Below are 25,041 nucleotides of genomic sequence, written 5' to 3'. Positions count from 1 at the left end.
CGAGGAAAACCATGAAGAACGCAATCGCCTTGCTCCTGGGCGCGGTCCTGCTGTCGGCGGGTTTTGCCCAGGCGGCAGACAAACCGTTGATCCGTATCGGCGCCCGGGTGTTCACCGAACAGACCGTGCTGGCCGAAATCACTGCTCAATACCTGCGCGCCAATGGCTTCGAGGTGCGCGTCACTGGCGGCCTGGGCAGCAGCCTGGCCCGACAGGCGCAGGAAACCGGGCAGCTTGACCTGATGTGGGAATACACCGGGGTCTCGCTGGTGTCCTACAACCATGTGGAAGAACGCATGCCCAGCGCGGCGGCCACCTATGCCCGGGTCAAGGCTCTGGATGCCGAAAAAGGACTGGTCTGGCTCAAGCCTTCCAAGTTCAGCAACACCTATGCATTGGCATTGCCCAGCGAAGTGGCCAAGGCCTACCCACAGGTCAACACCATCAGCCAGTTGAACCAGGTGTTGATGGACGAGCAGGCGCGCAAGCATGTGGTTGCGCTGGACACCGAGTTCGCCAACCGGCCCGACGGCCTGGATGGCCTGCAGGCGCGATATGGCATGCACCTGGAGCGCGCCAACATCCGTCAGATGGACGCAGGCCTGGTCTACACCGCGCTGCGCAATGCCCAGGTGTTCGCAGGCCTGGTGTACACCACCGATGGCCGACTCAACGCGTTCAAGCTCAAGCTGCTTGAAGACGACAAGCACTACTTCCCGGATTACACGGCAGGCCCGGTGGTGCGCAAGGCCGTGCTCGACGCTCATCCGCAGTTGGCCAGCCTGCTCGCCCCCCTTGCCGAACAATTGGACGACGAGACCATGCGCCAACTCAACGCCAAGGTCGATGTGCAGCACCAAAGCCCCTCCTCGGTCGCAGCCGCCTTCCTGCGAGAACATCCCCTGAAGGAGGTGACGCCATGACATTGTTCGATACCTTCGCGCACCTGGACTGGGCCCTGGTGTTGCAGCTGACCTGGCAGCACATCATGTTGGTGGGCGTGGCCGTGGGCCTGGCCATCCTGATCGGCGTGCCGCTGGGCATCGTCATGACCCGCTTCCCCTTCCTGGCCGGGCCCGTGCAGGCCAGCGCCACGGTGCTGCTGACCATCCCGTCGATCGCCCTGTTCGGGCTGCTGTTGCCGTTCTACTCCACCTTCGGCCAGGGCCTGGGCCCGCTGCCTGCCATCACGGCGGTGTTCCTCTATTCCCTGCTACCAATCTTGCGTAACACCTACCTGGCGCTGACCAACGTCGAGCCCGGTATTCGCGAGGCTGCCCGGGGCATCGGCATGACCTTCGGTCAACGCCTGCGCATGGTCGAGTTGCCCATCGCAGTACCGGTGATCCTCGCCGGCGTGCGTACTGCCGTGGTGATGAACATCGGCGTGATGACCATCGCCGCCACCATTGGGGCCGGTGGCCTGGGCGTACTCATCCTCACCTCCATCAGCCGCAGCGACATGTCGATGCTGCTGGTCGGCGCAGTACTGGTCAGCCTGCTGGCGATCATCGCCGACCTGCTCCTGCAAACCCTGCAACGTGCCCTGACTCCAGAAGGAATGCGCTCATGATCGAACTGAAGAACCTCAGCAAGACCTTCAACGTCAACGGCAAGGACGTCAAGGCCGTGGACGCGGTCAGCCTCACGGTCAACGAAGGCGAAATCTGCGTGTTCCTGGGCCCGTCAGGGTGCGGCAAGAGCACCACCCTGAAGATGATCAACCGCCTGATTACCCCCACCTCGGGGCAGGTGTTCATCAATGGCGAAGACACCAGCGGCCTGGACGAAGTCAGCCTGCGTCGTCACATCGGCTATGTGATCCAGCAGATCGGCCTGTTTCCGAACATGACCATCGAGGAGAACATTACCGTCGTGCCGCGCCTGCTCGGGTGGGACAAGCAGCGCTGCGCCGAGCGCGCCCGCGAGCTGATGCACATGATCAAGCTCGAGCCCAAGCAGTACCTGCAGCGCTACCCCCGCGAACTCTCCGGTGGCCAGCAGCAGCGGATCGGGGTGATCCGCGCCCTTGCAGCCGACGCCCCGGTGCTGTTGATGGACGAGCCGTTCGGCGCCGTGGATCCCATCAACCGGGAGATGATCCAGAACGAATTCTTCGAGATGCAGCGGGCCTTGAACAAGACCGTGATCATGGTCAGCCATGACATCGACGAGGCTATCAAGCTGGGCGACAAGATTGCCATCTTCCGGGCGGGCAAGCTGTTGCAGCTGGATCACCCAGACACCTTGCTGGCGCACCCGGCCGATGACTTCGTGAGCAACTTCGTCGGCCAGGACAGCACCCTCAAGCGGCTACTGCTGGTCCGTGCCGAAGATGCGGCTGACAATGCCCCGGCGGTGAGCCCGCAGACCCCAGTGGCTGATGCGCTGGAACTGCTGGACGAACATGATCGCCGCTACGTGGTGGTGACCGACGCCACGAACAAGGCGCTCGGCTATGTGCGCCGACGCGACATGCACCGCCAGCAAGGCACGTGCGCCGACTTCCTGCGGCCATTCAACGCCACGGCGGCACACGATGAAAACCTGCGTATCCTGTTGTCGCGCATGTACGAGTTCAACCGCGCCTGGCTGCCGGTACTGGACGCCGAGCAGGTGTTCCTGGGCGAGGTCACCCAGGAGTCGATTGCGGCCTACCTGAGCTCGGGCCGCTCACGCGGGGCGAAATCCACCATTGTCTCGCCCGCCGAGATGGTGACGTCCTAAAAGCCTTTCATCGCAAAAAAGGCGTGACGAGGGCGGACGGAATAAAAAATTCATGGACCGTTTTCTGAACGCCAGTACCAGGCTCGGGTGGCCATAAATATGAACACCCGAGCCTACCTGCCGCACCGCTCGATCATCTCCAAATGCGCCTCGTGCCCAAGCGGAGGGGCTTGGGTTTACGCACCCTGCCCAGGGCTATTCCACAATTCTTTACGTCTGACGCGCACTGGGGAACACCAGCCGTTCACATGGGTCGTTAATCCCAGGCGTGGCAACTCGAACATCGCCGATTCGCCAGGGATTGCCTGTTGATTCTGCCGAGTTCACGCCCTAAAGTGCGCGCCGAACGTCCATGCTGGAAACGATCCATCCGGCTCAAGTACTGAGTAGGCGAACCAAAGTGGGGATACGGAGGGCGTTCAGTTTGCAGCCACTTAAATTTTCAGTTTGCCCATGGAGTCCCTGAGCATGTCGATCCAGGTCGAAGACTATTTCGCACGCGACACCTTCCAGAAGATGAAGGCGTTTGCCGACAAGCAGGAAACGCCGTTCGTACTCATCGATACCCAGATGATCAGCAAGGCTTATGACGACCTGCGCGCGGGGTTCGAATTCGCCAAGGTGTACTACGCCGTCAAGGCCAACCCAGCCGTCGAGATCATCGACCTGCTCAAGGACAAGGGCTCGAACTTCGACATCGCCTCCATCTACGAGCTGGACAAGGTGATGAACCAGGGTGTCAGCGCCGATCGCATCAGCTACGGCAACACCATCAAGAAATCCAAGGACATTCGTTACTTCTTCGAGAAGGGTGTGCGCCTGTACGCCACCGACTCCGAGGCCGACCTGCGCAACATCGCCAAGGCCGCGCCGGGCTCGAAGGTGTATGTGCGTATCCTGACCGAAGGCTCCACCACTGCCGACTGGCCGCTGTCGCGCAAGTTCGGTTGCCAGACCGACATGGCCATGGACCTGTTGATCCTCGCCCGTGACCTGGGCCTGGTGCCCTATGGCATCTCCTTCCATGTGGGCTCGCAACAGCGCGACATCAGCGTGTGGGACGCCGCTATCGCCAAGGTGAAGGTGATCTTCGAGCGGCTCAAGGAAGAAGACGGCATCGAACTGAAGCTGATCAACATGGGCGGCGGCTTCCCGGCCAACTACATCACCCGTACCAACAGCCTGGAAACCTACGCCGAGGAAATCATTCGCTTCCTCAAGGAAGACTTCGGCGACGACTTGCCGGAAATCATCCTGGAGCCGGGCCGTTCGCTGATTGCCAACGCCGGCATCCTGGTCAGCGAAGTGGTGCTGGTAGCACGCAAGTCGCGCACGGCCGTCGAGCGCTGGATCTACACCGACGTCGGCAAATTCTCGGGCCTGATCGAAACCATGGACGAGTCCATCAAGTTCCCGATCTGGACCGAGAAAAAGGGCGAAACCGAGGAAGTGGTCATCGCCGGCCCTACCTGTGACAGCGCCGACATCATGTACGAGCACTACAAGTATGGTCTGCCGCTGAACCTGGCAATCGGCGATCGCCTGTACTGGCTGTCGACCGGTGCCTACACCACCAGCTACAGCGCGGTGGAGTTCAATGGGTTCCCGCCGCTCAAAGCCTACTATCTGTAATCCATGACGGGGCCCAAAGGCCCCGTTTTCATGCCTGCGCAATAAAGCCGACCGCACCTCGATCCCCGGCGTCACACCAGCAGCTAATCACCTTGTGAATGTGAACGAATCTCAATTGCCGCGTGCAGGAGCTTCCATTAACATCCGCCAGCGCTACGCAGGGTGCGGCGGCGATACAAGGTGAACGAAGGTGCTGAAGAAGACGCTGTTCCAGCTGCATTGGTTATTCGGCATCACGGCCGGGCTGGTACTTGCAGTAATGGGTATCACTGGGGCGCTCTATTCGTTTCAGGACGAACTGCTGAGCGCGCTCAATGCCGATGTGCTGCGCGTAGAGGTACGGCCTGACGGCGTGCTGCCGCCTGCTGAGTTGGTGCAACGTGTCGAAGCCCAGCAACACGACAAGGTCGCCATGCTGTGGGTCGATGTTCGTGAAGGCGAAGCTGCCAGGATCTTTTTCACCCCTGCACCGGGCGAGCGGCGCGGTCCGTTGCGCTACGCAGACCCGTATACGGGCCAGCTGCTGGGCGAAGTGTCGGGGCAAGGCTTCTTCACCCTCATGCTTACGCTTCACCGCTTTCTGGCCATGGGCGACACGGGCAGGCAGATCACCGGTGCCTCGACGCTGCTGCTGGTGTTCTTCTGCCTGTCGGGCCTGTACCTGCGGTGGCCGCGCCATGCCACAAACTGGCGAACCTGGCTGACGCTGGATTGGGCCAAAAAAGGCCGTGCGTTCAACTGGGACCTGCACGCCGTAGCAGGCACCTGGTGCCTGCTCTTCTACCTGTTGTTCGCCCTGACGGGCCTGTTCTGGTCCTACGAATGGTACCGGGAGGGTCTGAACCGGCTACTGGCCGATCCGCCGGTCGCCGGGCAGCCGCAGCCGCAACTGAAAAAAGACCGGCGCTCCGGAGCTGCGTCTATCGACCCAAAGGCACCGGCGCTGAACGTCGACTACGACGCCATCTGGGCCAGCCTGCGCAACGCCGCAGGTCCACGCCTTGCCAGTTACAACCTGCGCCTGCCCCCAGTCGGCGGTCAACCTGCCAATCTGTTCTATCTGCTGGATAACGCCGACCATCCCAGGGCCTTCGACACCTTGGTCCTGGACCCTGCCAGTGGCAAGGTCAGCCTTCACGAACGCTACAGTGATAAATCATTCAAGGCCCAATTGCTCCAGAGCGTGTACGCACTGCATGTCGGGGAATACTTCGGCCTGGTTGGGCGCATCGTCCTGACCTTGGCCAGCCTGGCCATGCCGGTCTTCTTCGTCACAGGCTGGCTGCTCTACCTGGATCGACGGCGCAAGAAACGTCAGGTTAGGGCTGCCCGCCGCCACGTGACCCCCGATGAAGTCAACAGCGAGAGCTGGCTGATCGGCTACGCCAGCCAGAGTGGTATGGCCGAGCAGCTGGCCTGGCAAAGCGCCGGGCAACTACAGGCGGCAGGCTTGCCGGCGCAGGTCAGGGCGTTGGGTACGTTGTGTGAAGAGGATCTGCGTGCGGCACGCCGTGCGTTGTTCGTCGTCAGCACCTTCGGGGATGCAGAAGCCCCTGACAACGCGCGAGGCTTTGAGCGCAACGTGCTGGGTCAGCCTTTGCCCTTGCAAACACTCAGCTATGCCCTGCTGGCGCTGGGTGATCGTCAATACCCACAGTTCTGCGGGTTCGCCCGCCGGCTTCAGGCGTGGTTGACCGAGCGTGGTGCTCACTGTGCATTTAGCCCCGTGGAGGTCGACAACGCCGATCAGGCGGCCCTTCAGCAATGGCATCAGGCGCTGGCACTGCTGACCGGCACCGCGCCGGTATCCGCTTGGCAAGCCCCCCGTTTCGGCAACTGGTCGCTGACCCGCCGTGAACTGCTCAACCCTGGCAGCCAGGGCCAGCCGGTGTATCTGCTCGGCCTGCAGGCGCAGAAGCCTGCCGTGTGGGAAGCCGGCGACCTGGTGGAGATTATGCCGCTCAACGGTCGGCCAAGGGTCGATGCCTTCGTCAGAGACCTGGGGCTGGACGCCGACACGCACGTGCAGGTCGAGGGGGTGGTAGTCAGGCTTGCTCAGGCACTCGCAGACCGTCAGTTACCTGCCGTCGGTGGGCATCTGGTCGGGCTTCATGCCCAGGCGGTGGTGGACGCACTGGTGCCGCTCGGCAGCCGCGACTATTCCATCGCCTCGATTGCCAGTGACGGGGTGCTGGAGCTGATCGTGCGCCAGGAGCGACACCCAAGTGGCGACTTGGGCGTAGGCTCTGGTTGGCTGACCGAATACCTGCCGCTCGATGGCACACTGAGCCTGAGGCTAAAGCGCAACAGTGGCTTCCATATGCCCCAGGGCAATGTACCGATGATCCTGATCGGCAACGGTACTGGCCTTGCGGGCCTGCGCAGTCTGCTAAGGGCCCGCGTCGCTGCGGGCGAGCGGCGTAACTGGCTGCTGTACGGCGAACGCAATCGCGCCCATGATTTTCTGTGTGGCAAGGAGCTGCAAGGGTTGCTCGCCGCTGGGGATCTGGCACGGCTGGACCTGGCGTTCTCTCGCGACCAAGCCGAAAAAATCTACGTGCAGGATGTGTTGTTGCAACAGGCCGCGCTGTTTGAACGCTGGATGAATGAAGGTGCCTGCGTATACGTCTGCGGCAGCCTGCAGGGCATGGCCGCTGGCGTCGATGCGGCACTTGCAGGCCTGCTTGGAGATGCTGCCGTGCAACGGCTGATCGAGGAGGGGCGATACCGGCGGGATGTGTACTGATCGGCAACAGGCAAAGCCGGCGTCCTGGCAGTAATCCTCCAGGATGCCGGCGCTGCGATCAGTGCAGCTCGAAGGTATCGGCATCCAGGTTGGCCGGGAACTTGGCTCTGTAAGCGGCCAGTTCCGAGGCACTCAATACCACGGTGAACACGCCATCGGCCTCTCCAGCACTGAGCAAGCTCTCGCCCTGAAAATCCAGCACCTGGCTGTCACCGCTGTACGCGAAGCTCTTGCCGTCAATGCCCACCCGGTTCACCGCCGCCACATAGCACAGGTTTTCGATCCCTCGCGCCGGCAACAGGCGGTTCCAGTGCAGGCGCCGCGCCGCCGGCCAGTTGGCTGTGTACAACAGCAGGTCGGTGTCGGTGGCATCCCGGCTCCAGACCGGGAAGCGCAGGTCGTAGCAGATGAGCGGGCGAATGCGCCAGCCCTTGAGCTCGAACTGCACCTGCCGCTCGCCCGGCGTGTAGTGCTCGTGCTCACCGGCCATGCGGAACAGGTGACGCTTGTCGTAGTGCAGGATCTCGCCATCAGGCCGTGCCCAGAGCAGGCGGTTACGGTGGCTGCCATCGGCTGCCTGAATGATCACGCTGCCCGTGACCACGGCGTTGCACTTCTGCGCTTGAGCCTTGAGCCACTTGTACGTGGGGCCATTCTCCGGCTCGGCGAGGCTTTCGGACTGCATGGAAAACCCGGTGGTGAACATTTCCGGCAAGATCACCAGGTCCACCTCGCCCACCTGCTCAAGCAGCACGTCGAAATGGGCGAAATTGGCTTCCCGGTCGTGCCAGGCCAGGGTGGTCTGCACCAGAGCCAGCCTGAGGTCTGGCAGCGTACTTAGATCGCGCATAGTTTCTCCGCTGCCTGACGCAGCGTCTCCTCTCGTTTGGCAAAGCACAGGCGCAGCAGCCGTTGACCGGGAACAGCTTGCTGATAGAACACCGAGATCGGGATGGTGGCCACACCATGCTCGCGGGTCAACCACGTCGCCATCTGCACGTCATCGAGGTCCGGACGAATATGCGAATAATCAACCAGCTGAAAATAAGTGCCGGCCGTGGGGGTGAACCTGAATCGCGAATCTTGCAACAAGCCGCAGCACAGGTCGCGCTTGGCTTGATAGAAAGCCGGTAACGCATCGACATGTTCGGGATGCTCGGCCATGAAGTCAGCCAGGGCGTACTGCAAAGGAGTCACGCCACAAAAGTTGACGTATTGATGCACCTTGCGCAGTTCGGTGGTGAGGGCCGGCGGTGCGATGACATAGCCCGTCTTCCAGCCGGTGACGTGATATGTCTTGCCAAAGGAACTGACCACGAACGCACGTCTGTAGAGCTGCTCGTGAGCCAGTACGCAAGCATGCTGCACGTCGTCATAGACCAGGTGCTCGTAGACTTCATCGCTCAGTACGTAGATGTCTCGATTGGCGATCAGCTGCGCCAGCTGGTCCAGATCCTTCCGGGACAGCAAGGCACCGCTTGGGTTATGGGGCGAGTTGAGCACGACCAGACGTGTGCGTGGCGTAAGTGCGTCCGCGAACTGCTGCCAATCGATGGCAAAGTCGCTGGGGTCCAGCTGCAGATGCACGCAACGGCCCCCGGCCAGTGCCACCGAGGGCGCGTAGCTGTCGTAGCAGGGGTCGAAGATGATGACCTCGTCCCCTGGCCGCACAACAGCCTGGATAGCGCAGAAGATCGCCTCCGTCGCGCCGGGCGTAATCGTCACTTCATGGTCGGGGTCTACCGTCGCACCATAGAGGCGCTTGACCTTCAAGGCCACCTGCTGGCGTAAGGCTGCAAGGCCCGACATTGGCGCGTATTGATTGTGACCCGCCATGACATGTCGGCCCACCGACTCGAGCAGGGCCTGGGGCCCGTTGAAATCCGGGAAGCCCTGCGAAAGGTTCAGCGCCCCGGTCTGGGCGGCGAGCTCTGACATGGTGGTAAAGATGGTCGTGCCGACGTTCGGCAATTTGCTGGGGATCATGGCGCCCTCGCTCCTGGTGCAGCCGGCACGGGAAGAAAGCACGAGCATAGCGGATCGTTTCGTCGGTAAGAAGCCGGTCAGAGCGTGAGTCGCACGTCACAAGCTTTCCCGACGATCACTGTCGGGGCTAGCTCCACCCTATGCCTGGGTGACGAACTCCAGTATGAAAGTCGCTGCGGGCGCCACATCCGTAGTATGGAAACGCAACCTGTCGCTTGGCTGGCTCTCCCAGACAGGTATGTTTTTCGTATCATTAGGCTTGATGCTGAACCAGGTCCAGCCAACTGGGACTTTTTTGTAGCCGACTAACACGCGATCGTGGGCCGAGACATGGCGGGCATCGAGGGTTTGCAATTGAACCTGATTCACATTGGGCTCGCCGTCAATGTTCCCGGCCAGGTGGATAATTTGCAGGGCAGGACCGGGCGTGCCCAGCTCTGTGTCCGATGCATGAAGGACACGCCCACCACGTCCAGTAACCTGCTTGCCTGCTGACGTTCGAAATTCAAACGCCATACCCCCCTCGAGCGATGGGTGAGCGAGCATTCCGATGTCGAAGCACTCGGGCGTATCAAGCGTTCCGGCTACCTGCAGTTCATTCAAATGATTGACGATAATTGCGTGACGTTCGCCATCCTTGAGCAGATAGAGCTTACCCTTGGCTTTTTGTAAAAAGATATCGTTCATGATGTTCCCTTTGATTGATCCAGCACAGCATTCACAGGTACGTGAATAGCCAATGAGCCACCAATGAGGAGCACAGACTCAGCGCCTCGTGCACTACCCGCACACAAACTACCGGTGCAAAGTGGAAGGCGGCATAGATCAATGTTTCCTCCCGAGCTTGGCGGCATGGCCGTACTCGTGAGGAAACAGGAAACAGGGTGCGGCGCTGGAGACGCGCGGCACGGGGGGCGAAGCATGGAACGGGCAGCGTGACGCGCCCAGCAGGCGCCTATCGCTTATCGCGACGTTTCTTCTCAGCCTTCTTGTGATGCGACATCAAGCGACGCTTCTTGTTGACCTGCCGGTCTGTGAGGGTGTTCTTCTTGCCCTCGTACGGGTTCTCACCGCCCTTGTACTCGATGCGAATCGGCGTGCCGACCAGCTTGAGCACGCGACGGTAAGTGTTTTCCAGGTAACGCGAGTACGACTTGGGAATGCTGTCGGTCTGGTTGCCGTGGATCACGATCAGCGGCGGGTTGGCCCCACCCAAGTGCGCATAACGCAGCTTGATGCGACGGCCATTGACCAGCGGCGGCTGGTGCTCGCTGACGGCGTCTTCGAGGATCTGCGTCAGACGGCTGGTCGGCCAGCGGGTCACAGCTGAGGTGAATGCGGCCTGCACCGACTTGTACAGGTTGCCCACGCCGGTGCCGTGCAGGGCCGAAATGAAGTGGATATCGGCGAAGTCAACGAAGAACAGCCGGCGCTCCAGTTCGGTCTTCACATAGGCACGCTCACCCGGCTCCATGCCATCCCACTTGTTCAGGGCGATGACGATGGCGCGGCCAGCTTCCAGGGCAAAGCCCAGCAGGTTCAGGTCATGATCGACCACACCTTCGCGAGCATCCATGACGAAGATCACCACGTTAGCGTCCTTGATCGCCTGCAGCGTCTTGACCACCGAGAACTTTTCGACTTCCTCGTGGATCTTGCCGCGCTTGCGCACACCGGCGGTGTCGATGAAGGTGTACTTGTCACCATCACGCTCGAACGGGATGTAGATACTGTCGCGGGTGGTACCCGGCTCGTCGTAAACCACCACGCGCTCTTCACCGAGCATGCGGTTGACCAGGGTCGACTTGCCGACGTTGGGGCGACCAATGATGGCGATCTTGATGCCATCCTTTTCGCTTGGGCCAGGGATGCGCACGGCCTCTTCGCCTTCGGCGACATCCTGGTCCAAGGCTTCTTCTTCGGCATCGCGCGGCAAGTGGCCGAGTACGGCCTCCATCAACGCATTGATACCTCGACCCTGGGAGCCTGCTACCGGAATGGCATTGCCCATGCCCATCGGCGAGAACTCGGCGCGGGCAACGTCAGCGTCGATATTGTCGATCTTGTTGGCGACCAGGATCGCCGCCTTGTTGCGCTTGCGCAGGTGCTCGGCAATCATTTGGTCTGCCGCCGTCATGCCTGCACGGGCATCGACCAGGAACAGCACATAGTCGGCTTCTTCGATGGCCATGAGCGACTGCTCGGCCATTTTTTCGTCCATGCCCACTTCATCACCGGTGATGCCACCGGTGTCGATGAGGATGAAGGAGCGACCCTGCCAGCTGGCATCGCCGTACTGGCGATCACGGGTCAGGCCCGACAGGTCACCCACGATGGCATCGCGGGTCTTGGTCAGGCGGTTGAACATGGTGGATTTGCCGACGTTCGGGCGGCCCACCAGGGCGATTACGGGAACCATTCGGCTCTCCACTCTTGAATTCTTGAAAATACAAAGGCCGCTGCAAGGCAGCGGCCGGAGTTCGGGCGGCGTGTCCTACGCCGCAGCCTGAAGCCGCACGGCTTCAAGCATAGCTTCAGCGGATGGTCAGTGCCTCGAGCTTGCCGCTGTTGCCGAAGACATAGATGGTATCCCCAACCACCAGTGGCCGTGCGCGCAGGCCACTGCTGTCGACACGCTCACGGCCAACGAAGCGACCGTCGACCTGGCTGAGCAGGTGCAGGTAGCCTTCGAAGTCGCCTACTGCCACGTAGCTGCTGTACACCTCGGGGGCGGTCAGCTGGCGACGGGCCATGGCATCGTTGGACCACAAGGCGCTAGAGGATCGCTCATCGACGCTTTCCACGGTACCCGAGGCTTCGCTCACGTAGACGTTGCCAAAGCCTTGGGCGACCCCTACGTAGCTGGAGGCATCACGCTGCCAGAGCACGCGGCCGCTTTCCAAGTCCAGGCCCGCAACGCGCCCCTGGTACGTGCTGACGTACAGGGTACCACCAGAAAGCAGCAGGCCGCCGTCGATGTCGACGACACGCTCAAGCTCCGAACGGCCCTGCGGGATCGCCACACGGCTTTCCCATACAGGTACGCCATTGCTGATGTCGACTGCCACGACCTTGCCGGTGGAAAGGCCCGCGACTGCCAGGCGGTTGGTCACGACGGGCGCGCCGGTGCCGCGAAGGGTCAGTACCGCCGGGGTGCTTTCATAGATCCAGCGACGGTCACCAGTGGCGGCATCCAGCCCGATCAGGCGATCGTCCTGGGTCTGCACCACCACCACATCACCGTTGTTGGCCGGAGGCGCCAGCACTTCGCTGGTCACGCGGGCGCGCCAGCGCTCCTCACCGGTGCTCGAATCCAAGGCGATCACTTCACCCTTGAGGGTGCCGAGCATCACCAGGCCATAGCCTACGCCAACCGCACCGGAAACCGGCAGGTCAAGGTCCTTGTTCCACACCACGTTGCCCGTGATGCGGTCCAGGGCATAGACATCCCCAGTGACGTCGGAGGCATAGATCCGGTCATTCTCGATGGCCGGCACGAGGGTGTTGTAGGTCTCACCCTGGCCATCACCGATGGAGCGGCTCCACTGCTTCTTGAGCACCACTTCCTCGGTGAACTTGGTCAGTTCGGCAGGAGGCAGTTCCTTCTTGCTGTTGCTGCTGCACCCTGCGGCCAATACCGCCAAGGTCAGCACTGCTGCTTGTTTCCAACCGATCACTTACGCGTCCCCTCTGGCCAGATCATCGAGCTTCAACTGCAAGCCACCCACTGCCGCCTCGTCGGACAACGCAGCCTTGGCCTTTTCGTAGGCACCGTGCGCGTCAGCAGCGCGGCCCAGCTGTACCAGCAGGTCCCCTTTCAACTCCTCGCGACTGGCGAGGAAGGCTTTCTCGGCATCCCCATCCAGCAACTTGAAGGCATCCTCGGCCTTGTTCTGGGCAGCCAGCACACGGGCCAGACGCTGGCGTGCGATCTCGCCAAGGGTGGCGTCTGCTGGCTTGTCCACAATAGCCTTGAGCTCGCCAGCGGCATCGTCGAGCTTGCCGCTCTCGACCGCTACCTTGGCCACGAACAGGCTGCCGTACTGGGCATAGGTCGTGCCGCCGAACTCGCTCTTGAGCTTGCCGGCCAGTTCCGCAACCCGGGTGGCGTCCGGCTGACCCGTAGGCGTGAGGCTGGTTTCCAACAGCGCCTGATACAGCTGCGAGGCACCTTGCGACTGGTTGTTCTGGTACTTGTGCCAGGTGTTCCACCCCAGCACCACCACGCCGGCGAGCAGCGCGCCGGTCAGCAGCGGCTTGCCGTTACGGTTCCACCAGTCCTTGACCCCTGCCAGGTCATCATCATCGGTACTCGACACCCCAATACTCCTTTTCGCCTATTCGCTCGTTGAACCGCGTTACGCGTGTGCGATCGCGGTTTCCAGGTGCCCTGCAAGGGCATCCCAGGCAATGTTCTGTTGTTCGCCCTGACCACGCAGGGGTTTGAAGCCGACTTCCTGTTTGGCCAACTCGTCATCGCCAAGAATCAAGGCGAACAGCGCGCCGCTCTTGTCGGCTTTCTTGAACTGGCTCTTGAAACTGCCCCCGCCCGCATTCACGGCCAGACGCAGGCCGGGCAGACGGTCACGCACCGCTTCGGACAGTCGCAGGCCCGCCAACTCGGCCTGCTCGCCAAACGCGCAGAGGTAGACATCGACCTGACGGCTGATGGAGTCCGGTACCTTGCCCAGGGTTTCGAGCAGCAGAATCAGACGCTCGATACCCATGGCAAAGCCAACGCCAGGGGTAGGCTTGCCGCCCATTTGCTCCACCAGCCCATCGTAGCGGCCGCCGGCACATACGGTGCCCTGGGCGCCAAGCTTGTCAGTGACCCATTCGAAGACGGTCTTGCTGTAGTAATCCAGCCCCCGCACCAGCTTGGTGTTGAGCACGAATGGAATGCCGGCAGCGTCCAGGCGGGCCTTCAGGCCTACGAAGTGCGCACGGGATTCTTCGTCCAGGTAATCTTCGAGCTTCGGCGCATCGACCAGCACCGCCTGGGTATTGGTGTCCTTGCTGTCGAGGATGCGCAGCGGATTGCTCTTGAGGCGGCGCTGGCTGTCTTCGTCCAGTTGCTCCAGGCGCGCGGACAGGAACTCTACCAACGCGTCGCGGTAGCGGGCGCGCGCTTGGCTGGTGCCAAGGCTGTTGAGTTCGAGCTTGACCGCATCCTGAATACCCAGCAAGCCCCACAGGCGCCAGGTCAGCATGATCAACTCGGCATCGATGTCCGGGCCATCGAGGTTGAACACCTCCACACCGATCTGGTGGAACTGCCGGTAGCGGCCCTTCTGGGGGCGCTCGTGGCGGAACATTTGCCCGATGTACCACAGCTTCTGCACCTGGCCATTACCGGTGATGCCATGCTCCAGCACCGCGCGGACGCAGGCCGCCGTCCCTTCCGGACGCAACGTGAGCGAGTCGCCGTTGCGGTCCTCGAAGGTGTACATCTCCTTTTCGACAATATCGGTCACTTCACCGATCGAGCGCTTGAACAGCTCGGTGAATTCCACGATGGGCGTGCGGATCTGGCTGTACCCGTAGGTGTCCAGCAGGCCGGCAACGGTACCTTCGAAATAGCGCCACAACGGCGACTGCTCAGGCAGGATGTCGTTCATGCCACGGATGGCTTGCAGCGATTTGCTCACGAATGATCCTTACGAATTCTGTGTATCAGCCACGGACGATCAGTGCCGCGTCGGCTTCGACCTTCTCGGCCGCTTTCTGTCGGATGAGCCTTTCGAGATCATCGACCAAGTTGTCGTTGGTCAGTTTCTGCGCAGGTTTACCGTCGATGTAGACCAGGTTGGGCGTACCACCGGTGAGGCCGACATGCGCTTCCTTGGCCTCCCCCGGGCCATTGACCACACAGCCGATGACGGCCACGTCCAACGGTACCAGCAGGTCCTCGAGGCGCCCTTCGAGCTCGTTCATGGTTTTTACCACATCGAAATTCTGCCGCGAGCAGCTCGGGCAGGCGATGAAGTTGATGCCTCGTGAACGCAAATGCAGGGACTTGAGGATGTCATAGCCTACCTTGACCTCCTCCACCGGGTCTGCCGCCAGCGAAATGCGGATGGTATCGCCAATGCCTTCGGCCAGCAGCATACCTAGGCCAACGGCAGATTTCACCGTACCCGAACGCAGGCCACCGGCTTCGGTGATCCCCAGGTGCAGGGGTTGCACGATTTGCCGCGCCAGCAGGCGATAGGCTTCGACGGCCATGAACACGTCCGACGCCTTGACGCTCACCTTGAAATCCTGGAAGTCGAGGCGATCAAGGTGCTCCACATGACGCAGCGCCGATTCGACCAGGGCAGCGGGCGTAGGCTCGCCGTACTTTTTCTGCAGGTCCTTTTCCAGTGAGCCTGCGTTGACCCCGATACGAATCGGGATACCGCGGTCGCGAGCGGCGTCCACGACGGCCCTGACCCGGTCTTCACGACCGATGTTGCCGGGGTTGATGCGCAGGCAGTCCACACCCAGCTCGGCCACGCGCAAGGCGATCTTGTAGTCGAAGTGAATGTCGGCGACCAGCGGCACACTGACCTGCTGCTTGATGCGGCCGAAGGCTTCGGCGGCGTCCATGTCAGGTACCGAGACGCGAACGATGTCCACACCGGCATCGACCAGACGTTGGATCTGCCCCACCGTGGCGGCGACATCATTGGTATCGGTGTTGGTCATGCTCTGCACTGCAATGGGCGCATCACCACCCACCGGCACATTGCCGACCCATATCTTGCGGGATTCGCGACGTTTGATCGGGGATTGGCCGTGCATGAATTACTGTCCCAACTTCAGGCGAGCGGTTTCGCCACTGGTGAACGGGGCAACGTCGACGGACTGGCCGTTGTAGCTGACCTTGGCGCCACGGGCAAAGCCCAGGCGTAGCGCAAAGGGCGCCTTGCCAGTCAGCTCGAGGTTATCCCCCTTGCGCTTGATGCCGCTGAACAGCACCTTGCCGTTGCCATCGGAAACCTGGGTCCAGCAATCGGCGACGAACTCAATCGCGACCTTGCCGCTGCCCGCTGGCGCAGCTGCGGGCTCGGCTGCGTCTGCACTTGTCGCAGGTGTGGCTGCCGTCGGCGCGCTGACAACAGGGGTAGCAGTGGCCGGCACCGGAGCCGGCTGAGGCGTTGCGGTGCCAGTTACCGGAGCCGACCCAGCGGCTGGCGTGTCGGCCGCCGGTGCCTGACTGGTACTTGCAGCCTGCTGCTCGTCGGTGCTCTGAGCCAGCGGCAGGGGGGCGCTTTCAGGTTGCTGGGCGGCAGAGACGGCTTGGTCTTCGGGTTCGTCAAGCGGGTGAATCTGGGTGGTGCCGTCGGCGCTTTCGACCTCAACATGCTCAAGGGCAACGCTAGAGAGGTCCTTGCCGCGCATGCTGCCCTGGTCCTGCCACCAGACGAAACCGCCACCCACCACAGCCAGCAGCAACAACAGGCTGACCCCGCGCAGGATATTGTGGGACAACCGTGAAGGCTCTTCGATACGCCCCAGCGAATGGACGTCGCTGCCTTTGGCGTGAGTGCCGGTGTAGCGATCGAAGGCTTCGACCAAGGCGGCCTGGTCCAGCTCCATCAACTTGGCATAGGCGCGAATGTAGCCTCGGGCGAAGGTATGCCCGGGCAGCTTGTCGAAGGCGCCGGTTTCCACATGGTTGAGCGAGCTGACAGTAAGATTGAGCTTGCGGGCCACCTCGGCTTGGGACCAGCCCCGTTTCTCACGGGCCAGGCGCAACAGCTCACCAGGGTTCTGGCCAGGCGCTACAGCTACTTCGGGATGCGCGGCGTTCATCGTTGCTCCGACAGGTATTGCTGATATTCCGGCGTACCGGGATAAAGTCGTTGTAATTGCTGCCCCAACTCGGCCACCGTGCCTTGTTCGTCGAACACCTTGGCAAGGCGGCTGCCCAGCAGCAGGCTCCGGGCATCGTGGCCACTCAACCGGCTGAAACGATCGTAGTAATCCCGGGCCGGCACATAATGCCTGTTTTCGTAGGACAACTCAGCCATTTCCAGCAACGCTTGTGGTTGTCGCTGGTTAAGCTGCAATGCTTTTTGCAAATAGGCGTGGGCCTGATCGCGCTGGCCGAGCCTCAAGGCTGTCAGGCCAAGGTTTTCATAAACCCGTGAACGCTCAGGATACAGGGTATCGGCGCTGGCAAGGCGAAACATCTGCTGCGCTTCGGCAAACCGCCCTTGAGCATAAAGGAAACTGCCGTAATTGTTGCGAATTCGCGTGGTGCCGGCACCCGCCGCGAGCGCTTGCTTGAAATGACGCTCCGCCAACAAAGGCTCGTCTTCGGCCTGATAGACCAATGCCAAGGCTGCATGCGCGTCGGCATCGTTGCCATCCAGCGCCAATGCCTTTGCCAAGGGCGCCTTGGCCTGGCCTAGCATCCCCTGTTGCAGGTAGCCCAGCCCCAGTTGCACATAAGCGCGCCCGGCCTCGACCCTGCGCTGTTCAGCCACCTGCGCATCGCTCCCTCCACCCGACATGCAGCCGGCGAGCAGCGAAAGCGCAAGGATCGGCAGCGCAGCGCGCAGGTTCATAGGCCAGCTCCGGTCAGTGGGCGGCCGGGCTGTCCGACCGCTCGGCGTCTGCCGACAGCTGCCGGACGGCGATGTAACGTTCGCTGCGCCGGGTGCGGTCATTGACCTGCCCCACCAGCTGACCGCAGGCTGCATCGATGTCATCACCGCGGGTGGTGCGCGTCGTCACGTTGTAGCCGCCGTGGTGCAGCAGGTCCTGGAAACGACGAATGGCGTTGTTGCTGGGGCGCTCGTAACCGGAGTGCGGGAACGGGTTGAATGGAATCAGGTTGATCTTGCACGGCACGTCGCGCAGCAGTTCGATCATCTGCGCCGCATGCTCGGGCTGGTCGTTGACGTCCTTGAGCAGGGTGTACTCGATGGTGAGCACACGCTTGCCACCCAGGGTCGCCATGTAACCCATGCACGAGTCAAGCAGCATCTTGAGCGGGTACTTCTTGTTGATCGGTACCAGCTTGTTGCGCAGCTCGTCATTGGGCGCATGCAACGACAAGGCCAGGGACACATCGATGTGCTTGGCCAGCTCGTCGATCATCGGCACGACACCCGAGGTGGACAGGGTGACGCGACGCTTGGAGATGCCATAGCCCAGATCTTCCATCATGATCTTCATGGCGGCGATGACATTGTCGAAATTGAGCAGGGGTTCGCCCATGCCCATCATGACCACGTTGGTGATAGCGCGGTCGATCTTGGCAGGCACGGTCCCGAAGGATTTGTTCGCAAGCCACACCTGGCCGATCACTTCGGCGGCGGTGAGGTTGCTGTTGAAGCCTTGTTTACCGGTGGAGCAGAAGCTGCAGTCCAGGGCACAACCGGCTTGCGACGACACGCACAGGGTGCCGCGATCGTCGGTGGGAATGTAGACGGTTTCGACGCAGCTGCCAGAGGCAACGCGGATCACCCACTTGCGGGTGCCGTCTGCGGAAATGTCTTCGCTGACCACTTCCGGCGGGCGAATTTCGGCAACGGCCTCGAGCTTTTCACGCAAGACCTTGCCGACGTTCGTCATGGCGGCGAAATCATCGACGCCAAAGTGGTGAATCCATTTCATCACCTGACCGGCGCGGAAGCGCTTCTCTCCGATGGAATCGAAGAATTGTTCCATTTCCTGCAGGGTCAAACCCAGCAGGTTGATTTTGTCAGTCGATGTCGTCATGGATTCACCCTCACCCGTAAGCTTTCGCTTAGCGAGTGGTTACCTCGGTAGCAGCGAAGAAGTAAGCGATTTCGCGAGCGGCAGCAGCTTCGGAGTCCGAACCGTGAACGGCGTTGGCGTCGATGGACTCGGCGAAGTCGGCGCGGATGGTGCCGGCAGCTGCTTCTTTAGGGTTGGTAGCGCCCATCAGCTCACGGTTCTTGGCAATGGCGTTCTCGCCTTCCAGGACCTGAACGACAACCGGACCGGAAGTCATGAAGGCAACCAAGTCACCGAAGAAGCCGCGCTCGCTGTGCTCGGCGTAGAAGCCTTCGGCCTCGGCCTTGGACAGTTGCTTGATTTTCGAGGCAACGATTTTCAGGCCGGCTTCTTCGAAGCGAGTGGTGATCTTGCCGATGACGTTCTTGGCAACGGCGTCAGGCTTGATGATGGAGAAAGTACGTTGAACAGCCATGGAAAACTCCAGAATATGAGTGTTACGAAAAATTAAACCCGCGAATTATACGCGGGTTCCAAGGGATTGCCTAACCTGCGGTACGTGTTCAGTCGGCTTCGTCGATCCAGGCCGCCTGGATGGCCTCGAGCACCTTCTCGCCGGCGCGCGACGGATCGTCGCTGAAACCAGGCAATGCCACCACCCAACGGTGCAAATCGACAAAATTCACATAGCGAGGATCGACGTCCGGCTTGCTTTCTGCAAGCTCGATGGCGATATCAAGTACATCAATCCATTTCAGACTCATGTCCAGGACCTCAGTGCGGCGCTTCGGCAGCGTGGTTGAGCGAATACTTGGGGATCTCGATGGTGAGGTCCTGACCGGCTACCACCACCTGGCAACCCAGGCGCGACTGCGCTTCCAGGCCCCACGCCTTGTCCAGCATGTCTTCTTCGAGCTCGTCGGCTTCTTCGAGGGAATCGAAGCCCTTGCGCACGATGCAGTGGCACGTAGTGCAAGCCTTCACACCGCCGCAGGCGCTCTCCATCTCGATGTGATGGTCGTGGGCCAGCTCCAGGATGTTTGTGCCGGCAGGCACGTCCACGGTCAGCCCGTCCGGGCAGAACTTCTCATGCGGCAGGAATGTCACCAGCGGCATCGGTTACTCCTCGATCTCATTCAGGTTGCGCCCGGCCAGTGCGGCTTTGACCGTCGAATCAAGGCGTCGGGCGGCAAATGCGTCGGTCACCTGCGACAGACGCTTGGTCTGTTGCTCGATGGCAGCGCCATCGGTGCCCGCCAGCAAATCACGTAGTTCTTGCATCTGGAATTCAATGGCATGGCGCTCTTCTTCGCTGAGCAAGCGCTGACCATCGGCGTCCAGGGCGCCCTGCACCGCTTCGAGCAGCCGCTCGGCGTCCACCTGGTGCTCACGCAACTGGCGGGCCTGCTTGTCGATACCGGCATGCTCGAAAGAGTCCTTGAGCATGCGCGCGATTTCGCCATCGGTCAGGCCGTAGGACGGCTTGACCTGAATGCTGGCTTCCACGCCCGATGCCAGTTCGCGGGCAGCGACGCTGAGCAGGCCGTCGGCATCGACCTGGAAGGTGACGCGAATTTTCGCCGCCCCTGCCACCATGGCCGGGATGCCGCGCAGTTCAAAGCGCGCCAGTGACCGGCAATCGCTGATCAGTTCGCGCTCGCCCTGCAGCACATGGATCATCATGGCCGACTGGCCGTCTTTGTAGGTGGTGAATTCCTGAGCGCGCGCCACCGGGATGGTGGTGTTGCGCGGGATCACTTTCTCCATGAGCCCGCCCATGGTCTCAAGGCCCAGCGACAGTGGAATCACATCGAGTAGCAACAGCTCGCCGCCTTCGCGACGATTGCCGGCCAGGGTATCGGCCTGGATCGCGGCACCGATGGCCACGACCTGATCGGGGTCGATGGAGGTCAGCGGGCTACGACCGAACAGGCCACCGACGGCATCGCGAACACGAGGCACGCGCGTGGAGCCACCAACCATGACCACGGCGCTTACGTCCTCGAGCTCGACACCGCTGTCACGCACGGCACGGCGGCAGGCCTTGAGGCTGCGCGCCACCAGCGGCTCGATCATCGCATCGAAACCGGCACGGGTGAGCTCACCCTGCCAGGCGCCATGGGTGACGCTCACCACCTCGGCATCGGTCAACGCTTCCTTGGCGGCGCAAGCGGTCTGCAGCAGCGCACGCTGGGTAGCCGGATCAAGGTCGGAGGACAGGCCCGCCTGCTCGATGATCCAGCCTGCAATGGCGTGGTCGAAGTCATCGCCACCCAGGGCGGTATCGCCGCCGGTGGCCAGCACCTCGAACACCCCCGCCGTCAGGCGCAGGATGGAGATATCGAAGGTACCGCCACCCAGGTCGTAGATGGCGACCACGCCCTCGGCGTTCTGGTCAAGGCCATAGGCCACGGCGGCAGCAGTGGGCTCGTTGAGCAGACGCAGTACGTTCAGGCCAGCCAGGCGTGCCGCATCCTTGGTGGCTTGGCGCTGGGCGTCGTCGAAATAGGCTGGAACGGTGATCACCGCACCTACCAGTTCACCTCCCAACGTCGCCTCGGCACGCTCGCGCAGCACCTTGAGGATGTCTGCCGACACCTGCACCGGGCTCTTGGGGCCCTGTACCGTGTCGATGAAGGGCATGTGCGATTCGCCACCGACGAAGCGGTAGGGCAACTGCTCGCCCAACTGCTTGACGTCGGCCAGGCCGCGACCCATCAGGCGCTTGACCGACAGCACGGTGTTCAGTGGATCGCTGGAGGCGGCGTCACGCGCTGCTTGCCCGACGTCGCTGCCGCCAGCTTCGAGGTAACGCACCGCCGAAGGCAGAATCACATTACCTTGCGCATCGGGCAGGGGCTCGCTGACGCCACTGCGCAATGCAGCAACCAGAGAATTGGTGGTGCCCAGGTCAATCCCTACCGCCAGGCGGCGCTCATGGGGCTGGGGCGTTTGACCGGGTTCGGCAATCTGCAATAGGGCCATGCTTATCTGAATACCTTAGGTGCCATCACGGGCAGCACCGGGTTAATCGTCGAGGCGCTCTTCCAGTTGGCGCACTTCTTGGGCGAGCTTGTCGAGGAATTGCATGCGGCGCATCAGGCGTTCGGCCTGTTCACGCGCGTCGGCAACATCCCAGCAGGCGGCGAAAACCTCGTTGAGCGTGTCCTGAGCAGCCTTCAGGCGCTTCTTGAACACGGCCACGCCATCGAGGTCGGCTTCGTCCTGGAGGTCTTCGAGCTCTTCACGCCACTGCATCTGTTGCAACAGGAAATCCGGATCATGGACCGTGACCTCCTGCGGCACTTCGTGGCCACCGATCGCCAACAGGTAGCGCGCACGGCGTGGCGCACTGCGCAGCGTCTGGTAGGCGTCGTTGAGGGCAGCGGATTTCTCCAGCGCGGAGCGTTGCTCGCGCTCGGAGGCGTCGGCAAACCGATCAGGATGGACTTCGCGGGCCAGCTCGCGGTAGCGAGTGGCCAGCATCTCCAGGTCCAGTCGAAAACTCGGCTGCAAGTCAAACAGTGCAAAATGACAAGGAGTACCCACGGCCGGCCTCAGACGTTGAAGCTTTCGCCGCAGCCACACTCACCGCGCACGTTGGGGTTGTTGAACTTGAACCCTTCGTTCAACCCTTCCTTGACGAAGTCCAGCTCGGTGCCGTCAAGATAAACCAGGCTCTTGGGATCGATGATCACCTTGACGCCATGGTTCTCGAACACCTGGTCCTCGCCCGCCAGCTCGTCGACGAACTCCAGCACGTAGGCCAGGCCCGAGCAACCGGTGGTGCGTACGCCAAGGCGAATGCCTTCACCCTTGCCACGCCCTTCCAGGGAACGCCGCACATGGTTGGCGGCGGCTTCTGTCATGCTGATAGCCATGAGAACTCCTTACCTTGCAACGGGCGACGTTAGATCAAGCCTTTCTTCTGCTTGTAATCGCGAACAGCAGCCTTGATGGCATCTTCGGCGAGTACCGAGCAGTGGATCTTGACCGGCGGCAACGCCAGTTCTTCAGCCAGCTGCGTGTTCTTGATGGTCTCGGCTTCGTCCAGAGTCTTGCCCTTCATCCACTCGGTGGCCAGGGAGCTGGAAGCGATGGCCGAACCGCAGCCGTAGGTCTTGAACTTGGCGTCTTCGATCACGCCCTGCTCGTTGACCTTGATCTGCAGGCGCATCACGTCGCCACACGCCGGTGCGCCGACCATGCCGGTGCCGACATCCGGGTCCTCGGCATTCATCTTGCCGACGTTGCGCGGGTTTTCGTAGTGGTCGATGACCTTTTCACTGTATGCCATGGTGCAATTCCTTCCTCATCAGGGAGCCGCTCTTGCCGGCGACTGCTTAGTGGGCGGCCCACTCGATCTTGGAGATGTCGACGCCGTCTTTGTACATGTCCCAGAGTGGGGACAGTTCACGCAGCTTGTTCACGGCCTCGCAGACTTTCTGCGCGGCGTAGTCAACTTCTTCTTCGGTGGTGAAACGGCCGAAGGAGAAGCGGATGGAGCTGTGTGCCAGCTCGTCGTTACGGCCCAGTGCACGCAGCACGTAGGACGGCTCGAGCGAGGCGGAGGTGCACGCCGAGCCGGACGAGACGGCGATGTCCTTGAGCGACATCAGCAGCGATTCGCCCTCGACATAGTTGAAGCTCAGGTTCAGGTTGTGCGGCACGCGAGCAGTCAGGCTGCCGTTGACGTACAGCTCTTCGAGGCTGGAGACCTGCTTGAAGAAGCGGTCGCTCAAGGCCTTGATGCGTGCGTTTTCAGCCGCCATGTCCTGCTTGGCAATGGCGAATGCCTCGCCCATGCCGACAATCTGGTGAGTCGGCAGCGTACCCGAACGCATGCCGCGCTCATGACCGCCGCCGTGCATGGCTGCCTCAAGGCGTACCCGCGGCTTGCGGCTGACATAGAGCGCGCCGATCCCCTTGGGGCCGTAGACCTTGTGCGCGGAGAACGACATCAGGTCGACCTTGAGCTTCTGCAGGTCGATTTCGACCTTGCCGGCAGACTGAGCGGCATCGACATGGAACAGCACGCCGCGCGAACGGGTCAGTTCACCGATGGCGGCGATGTCGTTGATCGAGCCGACTTCGTTGTTCACGTGCATCAGCGACACCAGGATAGTGTCGTCACGCAGGACCGCCTCGACCATGGCCGGGGTGACGATGCCATCTTCGCCCGGCTCCAGGTAGGTGACCTCGAACCCCTCACGCTCGAGCTGGCGAGCGGTATCGAGTACCGCCTTGTGCTCGATCTTGGAGGTGATGATGTGCTTGCCCTTGGTCTGATAGAAGTGCGCAACACCCTTCAGGGCCAGGTTGTCGGACTCGGTGGCACCGCTGGTCCAGACGATTTCGCGCGGATCGGCATTGATCAGCTCAGCGACCTGACGGCGACCGTTCTCGACCGCTTCCTCGGCCTTCCAGCCAAACACATGGGAACGCGAAGCCGGGTTACCGAAGTTACCGTCGGCCGTCAGGCACTCGGCCATCTTCTGGGCTACGCGTGGATCGACCGGGGTGGTCGCGGAGTAATCGAGGTAGATCGGCAACTTCATTTTTCTCTCCTATCAGGCGGTGGCGTCGCTCGTCGTCCCGAAGGATCAATCGACGGCGGACGTCTCAATCTTGTCCAGCGGGGCAGACAGACCGGCGACGCGACGCAGGTCCTGGCGCTGGGCGACTTCCTGCACCTCGCGGCGCATGACGAGGTCGGCCAGACTGATGCCACTGAGGAACTCGTGGATCTGCTGACTGAGGTCGCACCACAGGTGGTGGGTCAGGCAGGTATCACCGGCATGGCAGTCCCCGAGCCCTTGGCAGCGGGTGGCATCGACCGATTCGTTGACCGCGTCGATGACCTGGGCGACCTGGATGGTTTCCATGCCGCGCGACAGCTGATAGCCGCCACCGGGGCCGCGAACACTGGAAACCAGGCTGCTGCGGCGCAGCTTGGCGAACAGCTGTTCCAGATAGGAAAGGGATATGCCCTGGCGCTCGGAGATGTCGGCCAAAGACACCGGCCCATGCTGCGCGTGCAACGCCAGGTCGAGCATGGCAGTCACGGCGTATCGGCCTTTGGTAGTCAGTCGCATGGCTATTGGGTACCACGGGAGTTACGGGATGTGTGCAAGTATGCGATTCCCGAGCATTTAAGTCAACTATTAGACCTAGTGCCTTAGTCGGGTTTGCATGAGGGGAGGCGGCCGCGATTGTAGCAGACACGGGGGCGATAACACACGCCCCTGTGCCAGACA

Annotated in this window: 25 protein-coding genes; 5 read left to right on the top strand and 20 right to left on the bottom strand. The window is 61.6% G+C overall.

Features of this window, described 5'->3' with window-relative positions:
- The first annotated feature begins 11 nt into the window (after nucleotides 1-11).
- The 5 genes from ACF8E5_RS02385 (at nucleotide 12) to ACF8E5_RS02365 (ending at nucleotide 7,105) form a co-directional block, all read left to right on the top strand.
- Entirely contained in the window at nucleotides 12-923 is a 912-nt protein-coding gene (locus tag ACF8E5_RS02385) for a glycine betaine ABC transporter substrate-binding protein (RefSeq protein WP_058637469.1), read from the top strand.
- Complete coding sequence (locus tag ACF8E5_RS02380) at nucleotides 920-1,573, top strand: ABC transporter permease (RefSeq protein WP_023533317.1); 654 nt, start codon at nucleotides 920-922, stop codon at nucleotides 1,571-1,573. Before ACF8E5_RS02385 ends, ACF8E5_RS02380 begins: the two co-directional genes overlap by 4 nt.
- Nucleotides 1,570-2,727 (top strand): betaine/proline/choline family ABC transporter ATP-binding protein, encoded by a 1,158-nt coding sequence (locus ACF8E5_RS02375; protein ID WP_058637468.1) that lies wholly within the window; start codon nucleotides 1,570-1,572, stop codon nucleotides 2,725-2,727. The genes ACF8E5_RS02380 and ACF8E5_RS02375 overlap by 4 nt, the downstream gene beginning before the upstream one ends.
- 468 nt (nucleotides 2,728-3,195) lie before the next feature.
- Entirely contained in the window at nucleotides 3,196-4,359 is a 1,164-nt protein-coding gene (locus tag ACF8E5_RS02370; protein WP_058637467.1) for a type III PLP-dependent enzyme, read from the top strand.
- A gap of 190 nt (nucleotides 4,360-4,549) precedes the next feature.
- Nucleotides 4,550-7,105, top strand: coding sequence for a PepSY domain-containing protein (locus ACF8E5_RS02365; RefSeq protein WP_392474868.1), 2,556 nt, complete (start codon nucleotides 4,550-4,552; stop codon nucleotides 7,103-7,105).
- Nucleotides 7,106-7,163: 58 nt separating this feature from the next.
- Here ACF8E5_RS02365 and ACF8E5_RS02360 read toward each other — a convergent pair whose 3' ends face one another.
- The 20 genes from ACF8E5_RS02360 to iscR all read right to left on the bottom strand — a co-directional run bounded on the left by ACF8E5_RS02360 (nucleotide 7,164) and on the right by iscR (nucleotide 24,879).
- A complete protein-coding gene (locus ACF8E5_RS02360; RefSeq protein WP_058604374.1) occupies nucleotides 7,164-7,955 on the bottom strand; it encodes an amidohydrolase in 792 nt (263 codons plus the stop codon).
- Entirely contained in the window at nucleotides 7,943-9,091 is a 1,149-nt protein-coding gene (locus ACF8E5_RS02355) for a pyridoxal phosphate-dependent aminotransferase (protein ID WP_058637465.1), read from the bottom strand. Before ACF8E5_RS02355 ends, ACF8E5_RS02360 begins: the two co-directional genes overlap by 13 nt.
- Nucleotides 9,092-9,229: 138 nt before the next feature.
- Nucleotides 9,230-9,778: a hypothetical protein gene (locus tag ACF8E5_RS02350; RefSeq protein WP_058637464.1), complete on the bottom strand. Its 549-nt coding sequence runs from the start codon at nucleotides 9,776-9,778 to the stop codon at nucleotides 9,230-9,232.
- A gap of 268 nt (nucleotides 9,779-10,046) precedes the next feature.
- Entirely contained in the window at nucleotides 10,047-11,510 is a 1,464-nt protein-coding gene (der, locus tag ACF8E5_RS02345) for a ribosome biogenesis GTPase Der (protein WP_023533412.1), read from the bottom strand.
- A gap of 115 nt (nucleotides 11,511-11,625) precedes the next feature.
- The gene (gene bamB / locus ACF8E5_RS02340; protein ID WP_058637463.1) at nucleotides 11,626-12,768 is read right to left on the bottom strand and encodes an outer membrane protein assembly factor BamB; all 1,143 of its coding nucleotides are present in this window, start codon (nucleotides 12,766-12,768) and stop codon (nucleotides 11,626-11,628) included.
- Complete coding sequence (locus ACF8E5_RS02335) at nucleotides 12,769-13,410, bottom strand: tetratricopeptide repeat protein (RefSeq protein WP_392474867.1); 642 nt, start codon at nucleotides 13,408-13,410, stop codon at nucleotides 12,769-12,771.
- A gap of 39 nt (nucleotides 13,411-13,449) precedes the next feature.
- Nucleotides 13,450-14,739, bottom strand: coding sequence for a histidine--tRNA ligase (gene hisS / locus ACF8E5_RS02330; protein WP_058637461.1), 1,290 nt, complete (start codon nucleotides 14,737-14,739; stop codon nucleotides 13,450-13,452).
- 25 nt (nucleotides 14,740-14,764) lie between these two features.
- Nucleotides 14,765-15,874 (bottom strand): flavodoxin-dependent (E)-4-hydroxy-3-methylbut-2-enyl-diphosphate synthase, encoded by a 1,110-nt coding sequence (ispG, locus tag ACF8E5_RS02325; protein ID WP_058637460.1) that lies wholly within the window; start codon nucleotides 15,872-15,874, stop codon nucleotides 14,765-14,767.
- Between the two features lie 3 nt (nucleotides 15,875-15,877).
- A complete protein-coding gene (locus ACF8E5_RS02320) occupies nucleotides 15,878-16,888 on the bottom strand; it encodes a RodZ family helix-turn-helix domain-containing protein (RefSeq protein ID WP_078479077.1) in 1,011 nt (336 codons plus the stop codon).
- Nucleotides 16,885-17,646, bottom strand: a complete 762-nt coding sequence (pilW, locus tag ACF8E5_RS02315; RefSeq protein ID WP_058637458.1) for a type IV pilus biogenesis/stability protein PilW — start codon at nucleotides 17,644-17,646, stop codon at nucleotides 16,885-16,887. Before pilW ends, ACF8E5_RS02320 begins: the two co-directional genes overlap by 4 nt.
- A 13-nt stretch (nucleotides 17,647-17,659) precedes the next feature.
- Nucleotides 17,660-18,805, bottom strand: a complete 1,146-nt coding sequence (rlmN, locus tag ACF8E5_RS02310) for a 23S rRNA (adenine(2503)-C(2))-methyltransferase RlmN (protein WP_078479078.1) — start codon at nucleotides 18,803-18,805, stop codon at nucleotides 17,660-17,662.
- 28 nt (nucleotides 18,806-18,833) lie between these two features.
- The gene (gene ndk / locus ACF8E5_RS02305) at nucleotides 18,834-19,259 is read right to left on the bottom strand and encodes a nucleoside-diphosphate kinase (RefSeq protein WP_023533373.1); all 426 of its coding nucleotides are present in this window, start codon (nucleotides 19,257-19,259) and stop codon (nucleotides 18,834-18,836) included.
- Nucleotides 19,260-19,347: 88 nt separating this feature from the next.
- Nucleotides 19,348-19,548, bottom strand: coding sequence for a Fe-S cluster assembly protein IscX (gene iscX, locus ACF8E5_RS02300; protein ID WP_023533289.1), 201 nt, complete (start codon nucleotides 19,546-19,548; stop codon nucleotides 19,348-19,350).
- Between the two features lie 10 nt (nucleotides 19,549-19,558).
- Nucleotides 19,559-19,900 (bottom strand): ISC system 2Fe-2S type ferredoxin, encoded by a 342-nt coding sequence (fdx, locus tag ACF8E5_RS02295; protein ID WP_058637455.1) that lies wholly within the window; start codon nucleotides 19,898-19,900, stop codon nucleotides 19,559-19,561.
- 3 nt (nucleotides 19,901-19,903) lie between these two features.
- Complete coding sequence (hscA, locus tag ACF8E5_RS02290) at nucleotides 19,904-21,769, bottom strand: Fe-S protein assembly chaperone HscA (protein ID WP_196142572.1); 1,866 nt, start codon at nucleotides 21,767-21,769, stop codon at nucleotides 19,904-19,906.
- A 42-nt stretch (nucleotides 21,770-21,811) separates the two neighbouring features.
- Complete coding sequence (gene hscB, locus ACF8E5_RS02285; RefSeq protein ID WP_392474866.1) at nucleotides 21,812-22,333, bottom strand: co-chaperone HscB; 522 nt, start codon at nucleotides 22,331-22,333, stop codon at nucleotides 21,812-21,814.
- Nucleotides 22,334-22,341: 8 nt separating this feature from the next.
- Complete coding sequence (iscA, locus tag ACF8E5_RS02280; RefSeq protein WP_023533425.1) at nucleotides 22,342-22,665, bottom strand: iron-sulfur cluster assembly protein IscA; 324 nt, start codon at nucleotides 22,663-22,665, stop codon at nucleotides 22,342-22,344.
- A 29-nt stretch (nucleotides 22,666-22,694) separates the two neighbouring features.
- Nucleotides 22,695-23,081 carry a Fe-S cluster assembly scaffold IscU gene (iscU, locus tag ACF8E5_RS02275; protein WP_003248539.1) on the bottom strand — a complete coding sequence of 129 codons (387 nt, stop codon included), beginning with the start codon at nucleotides 23,079-23,081 and terminating at the stop codon, nucleotides 22,695-22,697.
- 46 nt (nucleotides 23,082-23,127) lie between these two features.
- Nucleotides 23,128-24,342 (bottom strand): IscS subfamily cysteine desulfurase, encoded by a 1,215-nt coding sequence (locus ACF8E5_RS02270; protein WP_058637453.1) that lies wholly within the window; start codon nucleotides 24,340-24,342, stop codon nucleotides 23,128-23,130.
- Between the two features lie 45 nt (nucleotides 24,343-24,387).
- Nucleotides 24,388-24,879, bottom strand: a complete 492-nt coding sequence (iscR, locus tag ACF8E5_RS02265) for a Fe-S cluster assembly transcriptional regulator IscR (protein ID WP_023533322.1) — start codon at nucleotides 24,877-24,879, stop codon at nucleotides 24,388-24,390.
- Nucleotides 24,880-25,041 lie beyond the last annotated feature (162 nt).

It is taken from the genome of Pseudomonas sp. WSY_20, from assembly GCF_043104335.1.
Taxonomy (GTDB): domain Bacteria; phylum Pseudomonadota; class Gammaproteobacteria; order Pseudomonadales; family Pseudomonadaceae; genus Aquipseudomonas; species Aquipseudomonas parafulva_B.
Note: the sequence above shows the minus strand (reverse complement) of the source record. Positions and strands in the feature narration are given on the sequence as shown.